This window comes from Paenibacillus nuruki (assembly GCF_001721045.1).
Taxonomy (GTDB): Bacteria; Bacillota; Bacilli; order Paenibacillales; family Paenibacillaceae; genus Saccharibacillus; species Saccharibacillus nuruki.
On sequence record NZ_MDER01000086.1, the window covers coordinates 16,564 to 32,439 of the forward strand.

Annotated in this window: 17 protein-coding genes and 1 pseudogene; 2 read left to right on the forward strand and 16 right to left on the reverse strand. The window is 40.5% G+C overall.

What is annotated here, in order from left to right; genetic code table 11:
* Nucleotides 1-9: 9 nt before the first annotated feature.
* The 9 genes and pseudogenes from PTI45_RS20145 to guaA all read right to left on the reverse strand — a co-directional run bounded on the left by PTI45_RS20145 (nucleotide 10) and on the right by guaA (nucleotide 7,620).
* Nucleotides 10-795 (reverse strand): lytic polysaccharide monooxygenase, encoded by a 786-nt coding sequence (locus tag PTI45_RS20145; RefSeq protein ID WP_069329380.1) that lies wholly within the window; start codon nucleotides 793-795, stop codon nucleotides 10-12.
* Between the two features lie 60 nt (nucleotides 796-855).
* Complete coding sequence (locus PTI45_RS24570; RefSeq protein WP_281181706.1) at nucleotides 856-1,059, reverse strand: carbohydrate-binding protein; 204 nt, start codon at nucleotides 1,057-1,059, stop codon at nucleotides 856-858.
* Between the two features lie 6 nt (nucleotides 1,060-1,065).
* A pseudogene (locus PTI45_RS20150) lies at nucleotides 1,066-2,070 on the reverse strand (chitinase); the annotation flags it as partial.
* 348 nt (nucleotides 2,071-2,418) lie between these two features.
* The gene (locus tag PTI45_RS20155) at nucleotides 2,419-3,258 is read right to left on the reverse strand and encodes a helix-turn-helix domain-containing protein (protein WP_069329381.1); all 840 of its coding nucleotides are present in this window, start codon (nucleotides 3,256-3,258) and stop codon (nucleotides 2,419-2,421) included.
* Between the two features lie 195 nt (nucleotides 3,259-3,453).
* Nucleotides 3,454-3,822 (reverse strand): hypothetical protein, encoded by a 369-nt coding sequence (locus tag PTI45_RS20160; protein ID WP_069329382.1) that lies wholly within the window; start codon nucleotides 3,820-3,822, stop codon nucleotides 3,454-3,456.
* Between the two features lie 40 nt (nucleotides 3,823-3,862).
* Nucleotides 3,863-5,020 carry a DNA glycosylase AlkZ-like family protein gene (locus PTI45_RS20165; protein WP_069329383.1) on the reverse strand — a complete coding sequence of 386 codons (1,158 nt, stop codon included), beginning with the start codon at nucleotides 5,018-5,020 and terminating at the stop codon, nucleotides 3,863-3,865.
* Between the two features lie 41 nt (nucleotides 5,021-5,061).
* Nucleotides 5,062-5,457 carry a DUF5071 domain-containing protein gene (locus PTI45_RS20170; protein WP_069329384.1) on the reverse strand — a complete coding sequence of 132 codons (396 nt, stop codon included), beginning with the start codon at nucleotides 5,455-5,457 and terminating at the stop codon, nucleotides 5,062-5,064.
* A 79-nt stretch (nucleotides 5,458-5,536) separates the two neighbouring features.
* Complete coding sequence (locus PTI45_RS20175) at nucleotides 5,537-5,923, reverse strand: DUF6794 domain-containing protein (RefSeq protein ID WP_069329385.1); 387 nt, start codon at nucleotides 5,921-5,923, stop codon at nucleotides 5,537-5,539.
* A 158-nt stretch (nucleotides 5,924-6,081) separates the two neighbouring features.
* Nucleotides 6,082-7,620 (reverse strand): glutamine-hydrolyzing GMP synthase, encoded by a 1,539-nt coding sequence (guaA, locus tag PTI45_RS20180; protein WP_069329386.1) that lies wholly within the window; start codon nucleotides 7,618-7,620, stop codon nucleotides 6,082-6,084.
* Between the two features lie 269 nt (nucleotides 7,621-7,889).
* Between guaA and PTI45_RS20185 the strand changes: the two genes are divergently transcribed.
* Nucleotides 7,890-8,543 (forward strand): DedA family protein, encoded by a 654-nt coding sequence (locus PTI45_RS20185; protein WP_069329387.1) that lies wholly within the window; start codon nucleotides 7,890-7,892, stop codon nucleotides 8,541-8,543.
* Between the two features lie 206 nt (nucleotides 8,544-8,749).
* Here PTI45_RS20185 and PTI45_RS20190 read toward each other — a convergent pair whose 3' ends face one another.
* From PTI45_RS20190 to PTI45_RS20220, 7 genes are all read right to left on the reverse strand, one after another.
* Complete coding sequence (locus PTI45_RS20190; RefSeq protein ID WP_069329388.1) at nucleotides 8,750-9,925, reverse strand: M20 metallopeptidase family protein; 1,176 nt, start codon at nucleotides 9,923-9,925, stop codon at nucleotides 8,750-8,752.
* A gap of 150 nt (nucleotides 9,926-10,075) precedes the next feature.
* Nucleotides 10,076-10,711, reverse strand: coding sequence for a DUF421 domain-containing protein (locus PTI45_RS20195; protein WP_069329389.1), 636 nt, complete (start codon nucleotides 10,709-10,711; stop codon nucleotides 10,076-10,078).
* Between the two features lie 31 nt (nucleotides 10,712-10,742).
* Nucleotides 10,743-11,189 carry a DUF3290 domain-containing protein gene (locus PTI45_RS20200; protein ID WP_069329390.1) on the reverse strand — a complete coding sequence of 149 codons (447 nt, stop codon included), beginning with the start codon at nucleotides 11,187-11,189 and terminating at the stop codon, nucleotides 10,743-10,745.
* A gap of 153 nt (nucleotides 11,190-11,342) precedes the next feature.
* The gene (bcp, locus tag PTI45_RS20205) at nucleotides 11,343-11,801 is read right to left on the reverse strand and encodes a thioredoxin-dependent thiol peroxidase (protein ID WP_069329391.1); all 459 of its coding nucleotides are present in this window, start codon (nucleotides 11,799-11,801) and stop codon (nucleotides 11,343-11,345) included.
* A gap of 63 nt (nucleotides 11,802-11,864) precedes the next feature.
* Nucleotides 11,865-12,653 carry an ABC transporter permease gene (locus PTI45_RS20210; protein ID WP_069329392.1) on the reverse strand — a complete coding sequence of 263 codons (789 nt, stop codon included), beginning with the start codon at nucleotides 12,651-12,653 and terminating at the stop codon, nucleotides 11,865-11,867.
* Nucleotides 12,654-12,657: 4 nt separating this feature from the next.
* Nucleotides 12,658-13,452 (reverse strand): ABC transporter permease, encoded by a 795-nt coding sequence (locus PTI45_RS20215; RefSeq protein ID WP_069329393.1) that lies wholly within the window; start codon nucleotides 13,450-13,452, stop codon nucleotides 12,658-12,660.
* On the reverse strand, nucleotides 13,445-14,470 hold the full coding sequence (locus PTI45_RS20220) for an ABC transporter ATP-binding protein (RefSeq protein ID WP_069329394.1): 1,026 nt from the start codon (nucleotides 14,468-14,470) through the stop codon (nucleotides 13,445-13,447). Before PTI45_RS20220 ends, PTI45_RS20215 begins: the two co-directional genes overlap by 8 nt.
* Before the next feature lie 223 nt (nucleotides 14,471-14,693).
* On the opposite strand from PTI45_RS20220, the gene PTI45_RS20225 reads away from it, so the two are divergent.
* Complete coding sequence (locus tag PTI45_RS20225) at nucleotides 14,694-15,797, forward strand: LCP family protein (protein ID WP_069329395.1); 1,104 nt, start codon at nucleotides 14,694-14,696, stop codon at nucleotides 15,795-15,797.
* Nucleotides 15,798-15,876: the final 79 nt, after the last annotated feature.

The following is a 15,876-nucleotide window of genomic DNA, read 5'->3' on the forward strand; positions in this document are numbered from 1 at the left end:
AATATGAATTTACTGCAATCCAGCAAGCAATTCCCAGACATCTGAATGACCTGGCATTTCCCCGCTTGTCCACCATTTCGCACGATACGTTTTGCCATCATAGCTGACAGTATCTCCACCAACATAAATCATAGAAGGACTCCAAGCGTTAGCAGAAGGTTGTCCTGGATCAGTAGGAGTCGTCGGTGTTGTTCCTCCAGTACCTTGTCCCGTAATATTCACATCGATCACCTGATAAAAAGCATTGGCGGTATCGCTAATATCCCATACGCCCAAGATGACATGGTAGCCACTGCGGTCTGACGGAATATTAATCGTATGACTCACATTCGCAGCCGGCTTGGCTCCCTTGTCATTAATCACAGCAATTTCTTGCAATGTACTACGCTTCAGTGGTTCATTTGGATTCCAACCTTGCTTGGTGATGTAATACTTCCAACTGGCTGTTGCATGTTGAGCTGTTAATTTCCATTGAACTTTGAGTGCACCTGTTTTGATATCTGTTTTGTGCCAGCGGGTAGATGTCTGATCATCTAGCGGTCCAAATCCTGCTACGCCGCCGCTTGCAATATGCCCATCTGTCGGTCCTGCTGATGGATAGCCTTTGAGTGCTTCAATACTTTGCGGTTCATACTGAGCACTTCCCACATTGGTATTGAGTCCGAGTGCATTCGATCCTTTGTAAGCACGACTAGCAGGCTGTTCGATATAACCATGTGCCCAAATGGTACTGCTCATTAACAAAGCACATGTACTAATAGCCACAGTCGCTGTCATCGCCTTTTTCCAATTCATTTATAGACCTCCCAAGTGTTCCAAATCTATACGGTATAAATGATATGATCGAAGAATCTATTACAGTTGTTGCCATACATCTGCTTGTCCAGGTGTCTCGCCTGTAGTCCACCATTTGGCACGATACGTTTTGCCGTTGTAGCTTACGATATCTCCACCGACATATACGGCGGATGCTGTCCAAGCTTTGGCTGTTGGTTGATCAGGATTGGTTGGTGTGGTCGGTGTCGTTGGATCGGTTGGTGCAGTACCGTTATAGATCAAGTTGTAGTACGCATTGGAAAAAGCTTTGTTGTACGGTGTTCCTGCACTATTGCTACCTAGATCCCAGTTTACTGACCATGTCATTACACCTTTGAGCGATTGACCTTGTGATTGTAATTTGGAAAATACGTTATACACTACTGTTGGATCTTTGACCGTTCCATTGCCCCCTGCATCTGGATTAGCAGGTAAGCCTAGCACTAATTTATTGGCTGGAATCTGTAGCAATCCTCTTGTGCCATGAATAAATGAATCTGCCATATAGTAAAGGAAATTATATTTGTCTGCATCTGAATTTTGAGCTAACCACTTGCTCACTTCATCGACCCAGATGCCATCGCCTGCCTGATTGTACAATTGAGGCGCTATAAAATCATAGTAGCCTGCCAGACTGGTTAAGTACGGTTCGTAAGCTCCACCTGGTTTCAAGTATGGAAATTCAGGAGCCATACTAATCAGAAAGTTCTGACCTTGCGCTTTGTAATGATTTTTGACGATCTTAAGCGCGGCTGGAATAACCGTTGTGTTACTACCTGCTTTGATCGAATTTTGCTCCAGATCAATATCTAATCCATCAAATCCATATACATCAACCAGACGAATAATCTCATTGGCAAAAGCTTGCTCTTGTCCTGCACTGAGTTGTACATGAGCATCTGCTCCACCTAACGAAAGAATAACGGCTGTTCCTCTTGCATTTAACGTAGCGACTTGTTGACGAAATTCAGCATCGGTTCCTCGATCTGGCTTAAATGTAGGAATACCATTTCCAGTCATAAAAGCAACCATAACCACATTGTAAGCTGTTGGAGATTCGCTCAAAGCCATCGTACGTGAAGTCCCACCTGCATAACCGTCTTTAGCAGAAGATGTCCAATTTTGCCAGTAGCCTACCATAACTTTTTTGCCACTGATACTTGGCATCGTGGAAGCACTATCTGCGGCTTGAGTGGTCGGCATCGATGTAGCCAGTAACGAACAACTCATCACTCCTGCTAATACCCATTTCATTAATTTGCCTTTTTGAATGATATTCATCATATACACTCCTTCAAATAGTGGAATAAGATATTGCCTGATACCCTTACGATTTTCCCGACAGCATGCTACATGACAATGAACAACATAGGTTTTCCTATTTTCCAATAAATCCCTTTTCAAGGTATAACTGAATTATACTGCTTAGATTGTGAAAAACTTATGTATATCCGCATAATCTAAGGCGAATTGTAGTAAAGGGCTATTCTCTCGCTGTTGATGATTAGAAGAGTGAGCAAATAAGATCAAAAAAAACAAAAAAACCTTCTCCATATGGAAAAGGTGCATAGTGTCAAAAATGGCTATATCGTGCAATACCTTTTAATATACGCCAAATAGTTCTTGCAACAACTGCGACTTGGCATAACACTGCTGTGCTTTGAACTGTTGTCCAATCTGCTCATAACTGTAGCCACATTCATAATACAGTTGATCCAAATAATAACCGATCTGATGATTAGCACAATAACGGATACCCTGAGTGGCATATTCAATCGCTGTCCGATAATCTTGCGTATCTGAATAAGCTTTGGATAAATAATAAAAGATCGGCGTAAATTGATCATTTCCCTCACGATATATATGCAGGGCACGCAGGCATTTATGTAACCACCCGATACATGCTCGATAATCCCCGTCCAATCCATAAGCAATGGCTAGTGCTTGAATCACTTCAATCTCATACAAAGCTGGAATCCGTTCGCAATGATAAGTTAATTTCAAAGCTAACTGAATCATCGGCAATCCACGATCTACTGTACCTAAATTCACATGAGCGTTTCCTTTCTGATACAGTACAAATTGCTGATCCATTAGCGAATAACGGCATATTTCTTCTACCTGATGATCTTCGATATATTGTAGAAGTTCCTGATACATATGCTTTTTCTGCAAATATTTGATGTTTTTGCGGATGCTCTGAATCTCATGAATCTGTTGTTCATTCATATCGAAAAAGATCCGAATATCCAGACTAAACTTATGAGCGATCTGAAATAAAATCTCAGCCGATACCGATTCTACCCCCTTTTCAATACGACTGATCTGCGATTGATTACAAATGCCTAACGCCAATTGTTGCTGGGTTAATCCACGTTGCTGTCTAATCTCTCGAATCCGTTGCCCGATCCAGCGGTAATCCAGTATCGTCTGGTTAACCATTGTGCACAACCTCCCGAATACTTCGATGATCTCTATATCATAAGCAATCGATCAAGGCAGCATCAGGTGTAGAAATACGCATATCGAGAGAATTTCTTAGTATCTATTAGCAAAGCAGATCATTTGGCACGATCTCGGATAAAATCTCATTGATGCAGTCGAATAGAAAAGTATTTCCCTAGTATTCCGCAGACTTTATGGATAATCCAGTGTTCCTTTTACAACAACATGCTTACCTTTGCGATCTTCAAATACTTTGACATGGACTTTGGCTTGTTCTTGAAATTTCGGCAGATTCATCGTGTACACCGTTGTCTTAACAGTGGCTTGAAAAGGAAGAGATGTGGGTCGCTCAATCTTTAGCACAAGAACAATCTCAGGTTGCCCGCTACTATACTGACCTGTAGGCGTACTAGAGATCACTGTTGCTCGCGCAGAGTACCCTTCCAATATCGTCTGTTCTGTGATGCTTTTCTTATTCAGGACTCTTGGTAATACAATAGCAATCACTGCAAAAAATATTAGTAATCCGATACAACTTAATATTAGTGTAAATGGCTCCAATGCTTTAATCTCCTTTGGCGGATAAATACCTGTTCTCGTTCTACTTCAAATACGTAGTCTCTTGCATAGAAACGATCTGCTCCGCTTCGACAAATACGCATAACTGTTCCAAAATCGATTCAATCGTTGACTTATGCTCAGTTGCTTGAGCTGCATCAAACAGCGTTAACTTTTGCACATGTAATTCCCTGCGCTGACGATCATTTTTGAGATCAACCACACCAACGATCTGTTCCCCAATCAAAATGGGCATCGCAAAGTAACCGTATGTCCGTTGCTCTTTGGGCATATAACTTTCCAGCTTATAATCTACATCAAATAGCTTCAACAATCGTGACCGATCACGAATCATATTATCAAATGGAGATAGCAATGTGGCTGCGCTACCTTCTATATTTTCAAGTGTCGTTAGTAACGGAATATCTTGTGTACGTATAAAATGCTCTTCAGCAAATTCTTCAACCTGTATACATTGAATATGTCCCTGCTCTAATTGTTGCTTGATATACTCGCTGACTGCTGTTTTGTTGAGGTTAAAGCAAGCTTTCAATTCTTTCAGTGTAGCGATGCCTAGATTCTCAAACGTTAACTCCATTAAATACGTATTCAATGTCGGTTCATGCTCAATCGTGCGCTGGTCTTCAATATGCTGGTCAGTGCGTGTATATAATTTATTGAAATGGTGATCTCGACTGACCTTGACCAAGCCTGCACGCCATAACTTATCCAGTGCTCGCCTTGCTGGTGTCATACTCCATGTCGCTCCACTAGATGGGTGATCATGTTGAATATCACGTGAGCGCAATGGCTGATCGACCTGCACTTGCTGATAAATATCCAAAATCAAATCCAACTGAGGTTCGTTCATGATTTTCACATGGTGATGTGCAAAATAATGATGCAAATGTTCATATGAGGATGCAGGCAACAAACACAAAGCAAACAAATACACTTCAAATATCGACTGCTGTTCATACAATTCTAATAACCATTCTCGCTTATACCGATGATCTCTTGACCAGAAAAACAAGTCCTGACTACGAGATAACACATTCATCGTATCGAGCTGAACATAACCAAGGCGGTTAAGGGTATGTAAGACTCCACTAGCATCTTGATAGTGATTGAGGTGAGGTTGTAACAGTCCTTGTTGGTGCAATTGCAGACGCTTCATCTGTGCTATAGTCGTTGTCAGCATAGCGATCCTCCTGATCATTTTATATTTTATCGATATGATTTCTAATGATTATCTAGTGTCTGTAAAAGCTCTTGCGCTGTTAGATGTGACTCTCCTTCAACTTCTTCTTTTGTCGGCGAGTATGCAATTCGCTGAAGCTCTGGTTCTAACTTTCGAATCAAGGCTACTGGTAAAAAACTTACAATATATTGCAAACACCATTCGATCCATTCGGAATCATTTGTATGTAAGACGTTTCGTACATGAGGAACAATCTCATTAGGAACTATAAGCAATATTTTGGACATGGGTATTGCAACAGGCCAGTTAATATCCTGCAACCATACAAGTAACTCTGAAAGAATAGGGATCAATGCTTGAGGATCTAACTGCTGTAATCGCTGGATGGCGCCAAAATCAAATTTGGACTTAGGGATTAAGTGATTGGATTCGGTCATATTATAGTCTCCTTTACGTATGAATATCAAAATGTAGATATCTCATCATGACTGTTGGTTGTTCTATCTATTTTTAAAACTAGTCTCTATGCTCTATATTTAACCGTCTCCATATTAATTTGAGAATATGCCTTGATACCCCATCATTATCTAACAAACCTGTTAGAAGAAAATAATACAAAGGTTCACTTTCTGAAGTTAATATATCTGGATCTTCTCCAGCTTCAATAATCAATACTCTTTTGTAATGTTCTACTAAGTTTGGAACTTTCTCAGGATCAGATAATTCATAAGCATTTCGAATAAACATTCCAAATGACCAATGAAATTCAAATAGATGATTTTCTTCAATATTAAGAAAATGTTGCCTCATTCCATCTTCAAGATGATATTGCATAATATGATCCACTATTCCTTCAAAAGAATCAATGATTTGCTTTGGAGGTAAGGAGTTGGTTTTATCCATGAACTTCAATCCTTTCGATAAGGTCGGTTTGGCAGGAGTTGATTAACAAATCATGTAACTGCTCTGTTGGTAGCATGGATGATCATTCCTTTTGTATATAGTATAACTAAAAAAAGCCTCAAAACCTTAGATATCTAAGATTTTGAGGCTTGGTTATTTTACTCCCACTCAATCGTAGCTGGTGGTTTGGATGTAATATCATACACAATCCGGTTCACATTATCAACTTCATTGACAATACGTACCGAAATCTTTTCTAATACATCCCACGGGATACGTGCCCAGTCAGCAGTCATACCGTCAATTGACGTTACTGCACGAATACCTACAGTATATGAGTACGTACGAGCATCGCCCATGACGCCTACGCTCTTCATGTTAGGAAGGGCTGTGAAGTACTGCCAAATTTCGCTTTCAAGACCCGCTTTAGCGATCTCTTCACGTAAGATATAATCCGAATCGCGAACGATTTGCAATTTATCTTCAGTCACTTCGCCCAAGACACGAATCGCTAGACCTGGACCTGGGAAAGGTTGACGCCATACGATGGCAGCTGGTAATCCACATTGTTCGCCGACTTTACGTACTTCGTCTTTGAATAGTGCTTTCAGTGGCTCTACCAATTCAAAGTGCATATCTTCTGGCAATCCACCTACATTATGGTGAGATTTGATCGTTTGTGCTGTTGCTGTACCACTTTCTACGATATCCGTATACAGTGTACCTTGTGCTAGATAAGCGAAGTCACCCAATTTACGGGATTCTTCATCGAAGCAGTAGATAAATTCGTTACCGATGATTTTACGTTTTTGCTCTGGATCGTCAACGCCTACTAATTTAGACAAGAAACGCTCTTGCGCATCAATTTTGACAACTTTCATATCGAACTTGCCGACGAAAGTCTCCATTACACTTTCCGCTTCACCTTTACGCAATAGACCGTGGTCGATAAACATACATGTTAATTGCGGACCAATCGCTTTGTGCAACAGAATCGCAACAACTGAAGAATCGACACCGCCACTAAGTGCGCATAACACATTTTTGTCGCCGACTTGAGTACGAATCTCTTCGATTGTATCTTCGATAAACGTCTCCATACTCCATTCGCCCGCACATTTACAAATTTCATATAAGAAGTTACGGATCATTTCATTACCGAACACAGAGTGACGCACTTCTGGATGGAACTGCACTGCATACAATTGACGCTCTGCATTACTCATTGCTGCAATCGGTGCAGATTCTGTGCTTGCATCCAATACGAATCCTTCTGGCAAACCGACTACATGGTCACCATGACTCATCCATACGGTGTGACTGGATTCCATGCCTTTATTTAGTTCGCAATGAGCCATAAAGTCTACATCTGACTTCCCGTACTCACGCTTCGCAGAACGTTCTACTTTACCGGACAATTGTTGAGCCATTAACTGCATACCGTAGCAAATACCAAAGATCGGCACATTGAGATCATAGATCGCTGGATCTACATGCGGTGCATTTTCAGCATATACGCTAGATGGTCCACCAGAGAAAATAATTCCTTTTGGTGATAATTCACGAATCTTTTCTACAGGTGTATTAAAAGGCATTAACTCACTGTATACCCCAAGATCACGGATACGTCTTGCGATCAACTGGTTATACTGTCCTCCAAAATCGAGCACTACAATTATTTCACTTGGACTATTCATTCACGAGCCTCCCATATTTCAATGAGTCTAATTATACCTATGTGCAAAAGCCACCGTCAAGGCTTCCCACCTTACTATAGCAATTAAAATCAGGGTTTCTTCCCGTCTTACTCAAGATTGCGTTTACATTTTAGAAATAACAAGATTTCTTTTAAAATAGACCTGTTAATAGACTTTGTACTTTCCGATAGATTATGATGTAATAGATTGTTTTATTTTAACAACAATAGTCAAATATAGAGAAATTATAGTCTTCCGGAGGACAGCACATGCAATTGATACATTATATAGAATCTCTTTTTACTGATCATGGTTATCTGGTACTATTTCTAGGGTTGTTGCTTGAATTTATTGCTCTTCCGTTCCCTGGCGAAACAACGATGGGATACGCTGGTTATTTATCTTATATGGGTCGCCTCAATATGGCATTATTATTGCTGTGTGCTTTTGCCGGTACTACGATCGGAATGACGATTACTTATTTTATCGGTCGAAAAGCAGGGCTTCCGTTCTTACGTAAATATGGCAAATGGTTGCTTCTTCCAGAATCGAAGTTGGATAAAGCACAATCGTGGTTTGGTAAATATGGATATACGCTTGTGTTTTTTGGATATTTTATACCGGGGGTACGCCATTTCACTGGTTACTTCTCAGGTGTGATGAACTTTAAGTTCTGGCGGTTTGCTGCTTATTCGTATAGTGGAGCATTAATCTGGGTTGGTGTATTTCTAGCGTTAGGTCGAATTTTCGGACCACAATGGACGATGGTCTTTCACTGGATTCATGAATATTCATTTGAAGCGATTGCGATTATTGTGGTGCTAATCTTGTTCTTTATTCTTGTGAAGTTCCGCAGAAGATTAGGAATTGCACTAGTGAATCGATTTGGTAAAAAAAAGCCCGATGATTCCGCAGGTGAATAAACTAAAAATTAAAAAAACAGCGAAGAACCGGGCAATGGATGCCACGATCTTTGCTGTTTTTTTATTATTTTATATTGAATGTGACACTATTAGAAGATATGCTCATACTGTTATTAGTACTTTGTTCTTTTTTTGATGATATTTTTTATTAAGTTCTATATACAAAGTTCTGTTGTATCTTCTATCATCGTATCATCCAGAATAACCTACAGTAATTTCTCTGCTGCAATACCCAAAAAGACTTTGGCTCCATTCACAAGCGCACGTTCATCAATATCGAATCGTGGATGGTGATGAGGGAATGCGGTATCTTCAGTTTCATTTTTCGATCCGACAAAGAAGAAGTTACCCGGACGTTCTTGTAGATAATAGGCAAAGTCTTCTGCACCCATCGCTGGTGGCAACATGAGAAATGCTTCTTCACCCATCGTATCAACGACGACTTTTTGAACATGTTCTGTTTGTTCTGGTGTATTCACGACGGTTGGATACCCGTGAATATAATTAATTGTATATGTGGCATGATTGGCTAAAGTAATTCCGTGTACCAAGTCACGAATATCTTGCTCGATCTTAGTTCGAATCTCTGGATCAAACGCACGCACCGTACCTTCGATCTTCGCTTTGTCGGCAATAACGTTAAACGCTTGTCCTGCTTGGAATACACCGACAGTCACTACTGCTGATTGCATAGGGCTGATATGACGGGATACAATCGTCTGCAAAGCACCGACTAACTGGCTACCAATCACGATAGAATCGACTGACAGATCAGGCTGTGCTCCATGTCCGCCTTTACCTTGAATCGTAATCGAAAAGGAATCTGCCGATGCCATCGCAGGGCCTGAAGCTGTTCCGATTTTGCCTAGTGGAAGAGCACTTGCTAAATGCGCTCCATACACTTCATCGACTCCGTCTAATGCTCCATCTTCGACCATCGCTTTGGCTCCACCTGGAAGTAATTCTTCAGCATGTTGGAAAATAAAACGAATCTTGCCTTTCAAATGGGCTTGTTGATCACTAAGTACACGGGCTACGCCAAGTAGTGTCGCTGTATGCCCGTCATGTCCGCAAGCATGCATAACGCCATCATTTTGCGAACGATAGTCCACTGTATTTTCTTCATGGATGGGCAATGCATCAAAGTCTGCACGAAAAGCAATCGTTGGCCCTGCTTGTCCGCCTTGTAGATCAGCTATTAATCCGCCTTCACCTACACCTGTCCGCACTTCATAACCGAATCCTTTGAGTGTATCTGCAATAAATTGTGATGTTTTGACTTCTTGAAATGATAATTCAGGAAACTGGTGCATATGTCTGCGCCAAGCGACCATTTGATCAAATTGTGCTTCTATTGCTTGTATCCATTGTTGTTTTACCATAACTGTAAGCCTCCTATATAGTGTGAATCAACCTCTAAATATTCCATTATTTAGAAAAAACCAATGACTCCAAACTAACATAGCTCACTCTTTATGTCAAATTTATCATATAAAATTATAGTATTATAGATACTATTTAATTTCTAATTTTTACTTTTTGTACGCATGTAGACGGAGTTCACCTGAAATATATTCACCCAAGTAAATCTCTGATATCTGATGATGTGTTTCTTCTTTAACTCGATTTTCTAACCATTCGATATCTTTATGAATAAGATCGAGTACATCTTGATTCACCTGTCCATCGACAATAATAGGATAGCGTATATTTTCGTCTCCATACTGGATGACGGTTAATTGTCCATTTTGTTCTAATATCGCTCGTTTTACATTTTGGATTTCGTAGATACCTATTGCACGTAGCTTGAACATTAATTCATTGGCTGAAATACCGCAACGTAGACATTCTCCCACTTCCACTTCACCATTGACGACAAGATTGATCGGCTTGCCATCGACAATACGTTTAATATATGGATTGTGCTGTTTGAGGAATTTGATCATAAATACAAGTAATGTCCAGATCATCAATACTAGAAAAAATTGCAATGGCTTTACAGCTTCATTGTAGATCACACCCCCTATAATGCCCCCGAGCACATAATTCTGTACTTGATCGATGGCAGATGTAGGTGCTAGATTACCTTTGCCCATTAGATTAATCTGTAACACTAGACAAAGAATACCCAGTGCTAATTTGATAATAACCGGATAATATGCTTCCATAAGTTGGTTCCTTTCTGTCGATTGCAGTCTGTTATTGGTCGTTCACACGAATATCTGGATTGACTAGATATACTGTTTCTAACGTATAGGCGCTCATATCGTCATTAAAATGAGCCGTATAGTATTGAGTCGGTGTTTTGATAATCACTTCATCTACCAGTGTTGTCGAATTCACACTGATCTGCGTCTCATCTAGCTGTTGATCTTTGGCAAGTTGATGGACAAATTGCACCATCTGCGAGTATTTCGAATACGTACTTTGATCCTGGGTATAATCTGAATACTGTACACCGATCAGGAACACAATAACCAATAGCAAAATAATGCTCAAATCACGATATTTCGTTTCGATTCGTTTACGCATATATAATGAGAATAAAATCAATAATAAGATCAAAGCAACAAAAATAAAGATATATTTCAGATAGACATTAAAGGTGGATTGGTTCTCCAAATAGGCTATCGTATAGAAATCCATAGACAAACATCCTTTCTTTTTTTGACGTGTATTTATCACTTATCCTTAGCAACGTAAGCGCAATCTTAGAAATAAAAAAAGCAACGTCTTTGGAAGGACGTTGCTTTGAAATAACTATCATAGATCATCATTAACTTGTAGAGGTAGAGCGACTTATAAAGCAGCAAATACGTCTTCCGTATGCCCTTTAACTTTCACTTTGCTCCATGCTTTGATCAATATACCTTCTTCATCAATTAGAAACGTAGAACGCACAATACCTTCGTATTCTTTGCCATACATTTTCTTTAATTGCCATACGCCAAATGCTTCAGCTACTGCATGATCAGGATCAGACAATAAAGGAAAAGAAAGTTCATACTTTTGTGCAAATTTATCATGTGACTTGACTGGATCAGGGCTAATCCCGAGAACGACCGCACCTTTTTGTTCATAAGCCGCTGCACTATCACGGAAATCACAAGCTTCTTGTGTACAGCCTGGCGTGCTATCTTTAGGGTAAAAGTATAACACGACCTTTTTGCCACGATAATTGCTTAACGAGATTTCTTGACCTCCTGATGCTTCTAGTGTAAATTCAGGCACAGGTTGTCCTACTTGTAGTTCACTCATTGTATAGCCTCCTTTTGAAATATCGCTGGTAGTGATCATACCCTGCTTCAGATCAGATTAGACTTACGATCCTGCTCCGCGATAACGCTTGATCCCACCATTCCAGAATAACAATCCTAATGTGAAAAAGACAATCCCCATCACAGGTGTAATCCACGCCATCCGAATCATTTCAGGTCGATCTAAAAACAGTGCGGCTGGATAGATACCCACAAATGCAAACGGTAATATCCATGTTAGCAAAATTTGAATAATACGGTTGTAGATCGTGATTGGGTAACGTCCATAAGTCTGAATATTGTACATCAACGGAATAATGCCTGTTGGCGAATCCGAGTAAAATGAGATCGAAGTCAGAATCGTATAGATACCTGTATAGATCAGTGTCGAACCCAGTACCATAACAATCAGTGCAGGGATATGCCACCACAACAATTCAATCCCAAGTTGACCTCCACTCCAGAACATAATAATCACACCGATGAACGAACCGATTAATGACGGTGGATCCAGATTTTCTAGAAAAATCTGAAATAGATTATGTGCAGGACGGGTCAAAATGCGATCCATTTCTCCTTTGACAATATAACGATCGCCAAAGTTCCATAGATTCACAAAGCAACTATATAACCCGTAAGGGATCATAAAGTATCCATACACAAATACTACTTCAGCTTCTGTAAATCCACCTAACGTATCGGTATGCGCAAATACAACAAAAATAAAGATTAAGTTCGTCGCTTGAAACAGCAGATCCGAGATCACTTCTACCCAAAAATCTGCACGATACGTTAAGCGTGTCTTCGCATAATTCAGAAAATATTCCCATACCAGTCCAAGATAATATTTCATCTGCTTAGCCCCCCTGTACGAACAGCCGCACACGAGCAGCACGCCATATAAAATAGATAGGAATCAATAATAGAACAAACCAAGCCACTTGAATCCCTAACACTTCCAAAATACCTGTTCCTTTGACACGACCTGTAAATACCGAACCCGGCAAATACGTAATCGCTTGAAAAGGAAGAAAATTCATAATGGAGACTAACCATCCCGGGAAAAAGCTAATCGGAATCAATAGCCCGGAAAATAGATCGACGACAATGCGCTTCATTCGCATCATTCCTTCGTTATTTTCAACAAAAAAGGCAAGCATTCCGATAATAATATTAATCTGCGAGTTAATCAGAAAACTGAAAAATAACATCACAAGAAAACCTATCCATGAGGTGATGCTTGTTGGTAATTGAACAGGGAATAATAGTAACGCAATCAACATCCCTGGAATCATAAATAGTAAGAACCGGAACAACCCTTCTCCGAATCCTTGCATCATTTTGACCATTAAATAGTTGTATGGACGGATAAACTGAATCGCAATCGTACCGTCTCGAATCTCGGTCGCAATCTCTCGATCTAGATTGTTAAAATAAAACGAACGTGCCATCCAAGAAACAGCAACATAGGTCGTCATCTGCGCCGCTGTAAAGCCTGCAATCTGTTCTTTACCCCCGTAGATAGCTTGCCACGTAAAATAATACACACCAATATTGAGCGTATACACGAGAATACCCGAGTAATAATTAACTCGATACGCTAACATCGTCAAAAAGCGGATACGAATAAAATCCCAATACAGACTAGACATGAATCTTAACCTCCGGCTTTTCTGCTGAACCGGAACTGTAGATCTGACGTACAATTTCATCGGTACTGGTCTCTGAAATCTGGATATCCAGAATCTCGACCTGACTAAGCACTGCTGTTAGCACATCAGACACGGCTGTATCTGCGGTTACTAATGCTGTTGCCACCAGTTCACCTTCTTGTGTCCATTGTACCGGTAGGCTGGCTGTCCATGCCTGTAGCTGAGAAGCTGTAACAGCTTTGCCAAACTGGAAGCGTACTTCTTTCCCTTTGCCCCAGCGAGTCTTCAGATCATCTAAGCCACCATCATAGATAACGTTCCCTGCATCTAGCATAATTACGCGCGAGCAAAGTGCTTCGATATCTTGCAGATCATGAGTCGTTAGCAGAATCGTTGTACCTTGCGTACGATTGAGGTCTTTCAAAAATTCACGAATTTCGGATTTGACCACGATATCCAAGCCGATTGTTGGTTCATCCAAAAAAATAATCGACGGATTGTGTAACAATGCTGCAACTAATTCACAACGCATCCGCTGACCCAGACTTAGCTTACGCACTGGACGGCTTAATAAGTCTTGTAATTGTAGACGTTCCACCAGCTCATCCAAGCGTTTTTTGTAATCTGCTTCAGATACCTGATATACTTTACGAAGCAATTGGAACGATTCGATAACTCCTATATCCCACCACAACTGACTTCTCTGTCCAAAAACAACACCGATCCCCTGTACGAACTTTTCCCGCTCCTGATAAGGCACATACCCGTTGACCTTGATCTGTCCGGATGTAGGAACAAGAATACCGGTCAGCATTTTGATGGTGGTTGATTTGCCAGCACCATTTTCCCCGATATACCCACAGATTTCTCCTTGTGGTATTGAAAAGGTAATATCGTTCACCGCAGCGACTTCATTATACTGTCGTGCGAATAAGTCTTTCAGTGCTCCGGTTAATCCTCCGCGGCTCTTCTGAATCTGAAAGGTTTTGCGTAAATCTTGTACTTCGATCGCCTGCATGAGTATCTCCTTTATGCTTGATTGATGTTCATGTTAGATATGCGCTAAATTTGGCGTCATTTATAACAATCTTGTCAATTCGCTGTAATTGATTGTTGCCTAAAAAAAAATTATAATGTACGGGTGTCATGAAGAGCAATCAAAAGTGATAAACAATTTTTCAAATTGGCATTAAGATTCTGTAAACATAGTATAGACCTCACCCTCGAAAGGAAGAAAGAACATGAATGTAAAGACAAAGCGAACGCTGCTTTGGACCGTAGCGATTATTGTAGTTGCGGTTATAGGCTATGCGATTTATTATTTCACAGCAGTATTTAACCAAATTGATGGCTTGCAAAAAACAGGCGCTGCTTCACCTTTCAAAAATGTACAACCTACCAATGTCGCTGCGACTCAACCTCCAGTATGGGAAGGAACCGAACCGGTCAATATTCTGTTAATGGGTGTCGATTCTCGTAGTGCAGACGATGGTGAGATTCCACGTTCAGACACAATGCTTGTCGCTTCACTCGATCCTGTCAAAAAAACAATTCATTTATTCTCGATCTTGCGTGATACGTATATTCCGATCTCTGGTTATGGTGAGAATCGGATCAATAGTGCGATTACCCATGGACCGAATACAGCTATGAAGACCGTTAGTGACTTGCTTGGTATTCCGATTCAATATTATGTCTACACAGACTTCCAGGGCTTTATCAAACTGGTTGACGCTGTAGGCGGTATCGATTTTGATGTTGAAAAAGATATGCATTATACCAGTGCCGCAGATAAGCATGAATATGATATTGATCTCAAAGCAGGCATGCAACATTTAGATGGCAAAACAGCTCTTCAATATGTACGTTTCCGTCATGATGCCATGTCCGACTTTTCTCGTACCGAAAGACAACGTGCTTTCTTAACCGCTGTTGGCGAGAAAATGAAGTCCACTACTTCGATTATGAATTTACCAACGATCTTAGAACAGGTGAATCCGTATATTGATACCAACTTGAGTACCGATGATCTCTGGAAATTGGCTTCGGTCGCTTATGATAGTAAAATGAACGGTAGTGACCAACTACCTCCAGATGACCTATTAGCGGAGAAAAAAGTAGGCGGCGCGGATGTGATCGGCATTAAGAGTAGCGAAGAATTACAAAAATATGTACAAGATGCACTGAACAAATCAGCAGTTGAACCGACTCCTGTATCTACAGGCTCTACGAAAAGTACAACAGGTACAGACAGTTCTTCCAGCTCAAGTGCTAATCCAGAACGTACAGGTAGCTCCTCTTCTTCAAGTTCAACCTCGAACAGCTCAAGCTCTTCGGTGCAGTAAGCTATTAAGATAATCACTCAACATTCTGTAGCAACAATGGTAAAATAAAAGTAGCGCAGTTCAACGATCGTTACACCTG

What these genes read in the sequence shown, in the direction of transcription:
- PTI45_RS20175 (WP_069329385.1), bottom strand. Translation starts at nt 5,923, where the DNA reads ATGGATAAAACCAACTCCTTACCTCCAAAGCAAATCATTGATTCTTTT.
- PTI45_RS20220 (WP_069329394.1), bottom strand. Translation starts at nt 14,470, where the DNA reads ATGCAGGCGATCGAAGTACAAGATTTACGCAAAACCTTTCAGATTCAG.
- PTI45_RS20165 (WP_069329383.1), bottom strand. Translation starts at nt 5,020, where the DNA reads ATGCTGACAACGACTATAGCACAGATGAAGCGTCTGCAATTGCACCAA.
- PTI45_RS20200 (WP_069329390.1), bottom strand. Translation starts at nt 11,189, where the DNA reads ATGGATTTCTATACGATAGCCTATTTGGAGAACCAATCCACCTTTAAT.
- PTI45_RS20185 (WP_069329387.1), top strand. Translation starts at nt 7,890, where the DNA reads ATGCAATTGATACATTATATAGAATCTCTTTTTACTGATCATGGTTAT.
- PTI45_RS20210 (WP_069329392.1), bottom strand. Translation starts at nt 12,653, where the DNA reads ATGAAATATTATCTTGGACTGGTATGGGAATATTTTCTGAATTATGCG.
- bcp (WP_069329391.1), bottom strand. Translation starts at nt 11,801, where the DNA reads ATGAGTGAACTACAAGTAGGACAACCTGTGCCTGAATTTACACTAGAA.
- PTI45_RS20145 (WP_069329380.1), bottom strand. Translation starts at nt 795, where the DNA reads ATGAATTGGAAAAAGGCGATGACAGCGACTGTGGCTATTAGTACATGT.
- PTI45_RS20215 (WP_069329393.1), bottom strand. Translation starts at nt 13,452, where the DNA reads ATGTCTAGTCTGTATTGGGATTTTATTCGTATCCGCTTTTTGACGATG.
- PTI45_RS20225 (WP_069329395.1), top strand. Translation starts at nt 14,694, where the DNA reads ATGAATGTAAAGACAAAGCGAACGCTGCTTTGGACCGTAGCGATTATT.
- PTI45_RS20190 (WP_069329388.1), bottom strand. Translation starts at nt 9,925, where the DNA reads ATGGTAAAACAACAATGGATACAAGCAATAGAAGCACAATTTGATCAA.
- PTI45_RS20195 (WP_069329389.1), bottom strand. Translation starts at nt 10,711, where the DNA reads ATGGAAGCATATTATCCGGTTATTATCAAATTAGCACTGGGTATTCTT.
- guaA (WP_069329386.1), bottom strand. Translation starts at nt 7,620, where the DNA reads ATGAATAGTCCAAGTGAAATAATTGTAGTGCTCGATTTTGGAGGACAG.
- PTI45_RS20170 (WP_069329384.1), bottom strand. Translation starts at nt 5,457, where the DNA reads ATGACCGAATCCAATCACTTAATCCCTAAGTCCAAATTTGATTTTGGC.
- PTI45_RS20155 (WP_069329381.1), bottom strand. Translation starts at nt 3,258, where the DNA reads ATGGTTAACCAGACGATACTGGATTACCGCTGGATCGGGCAACGGATT.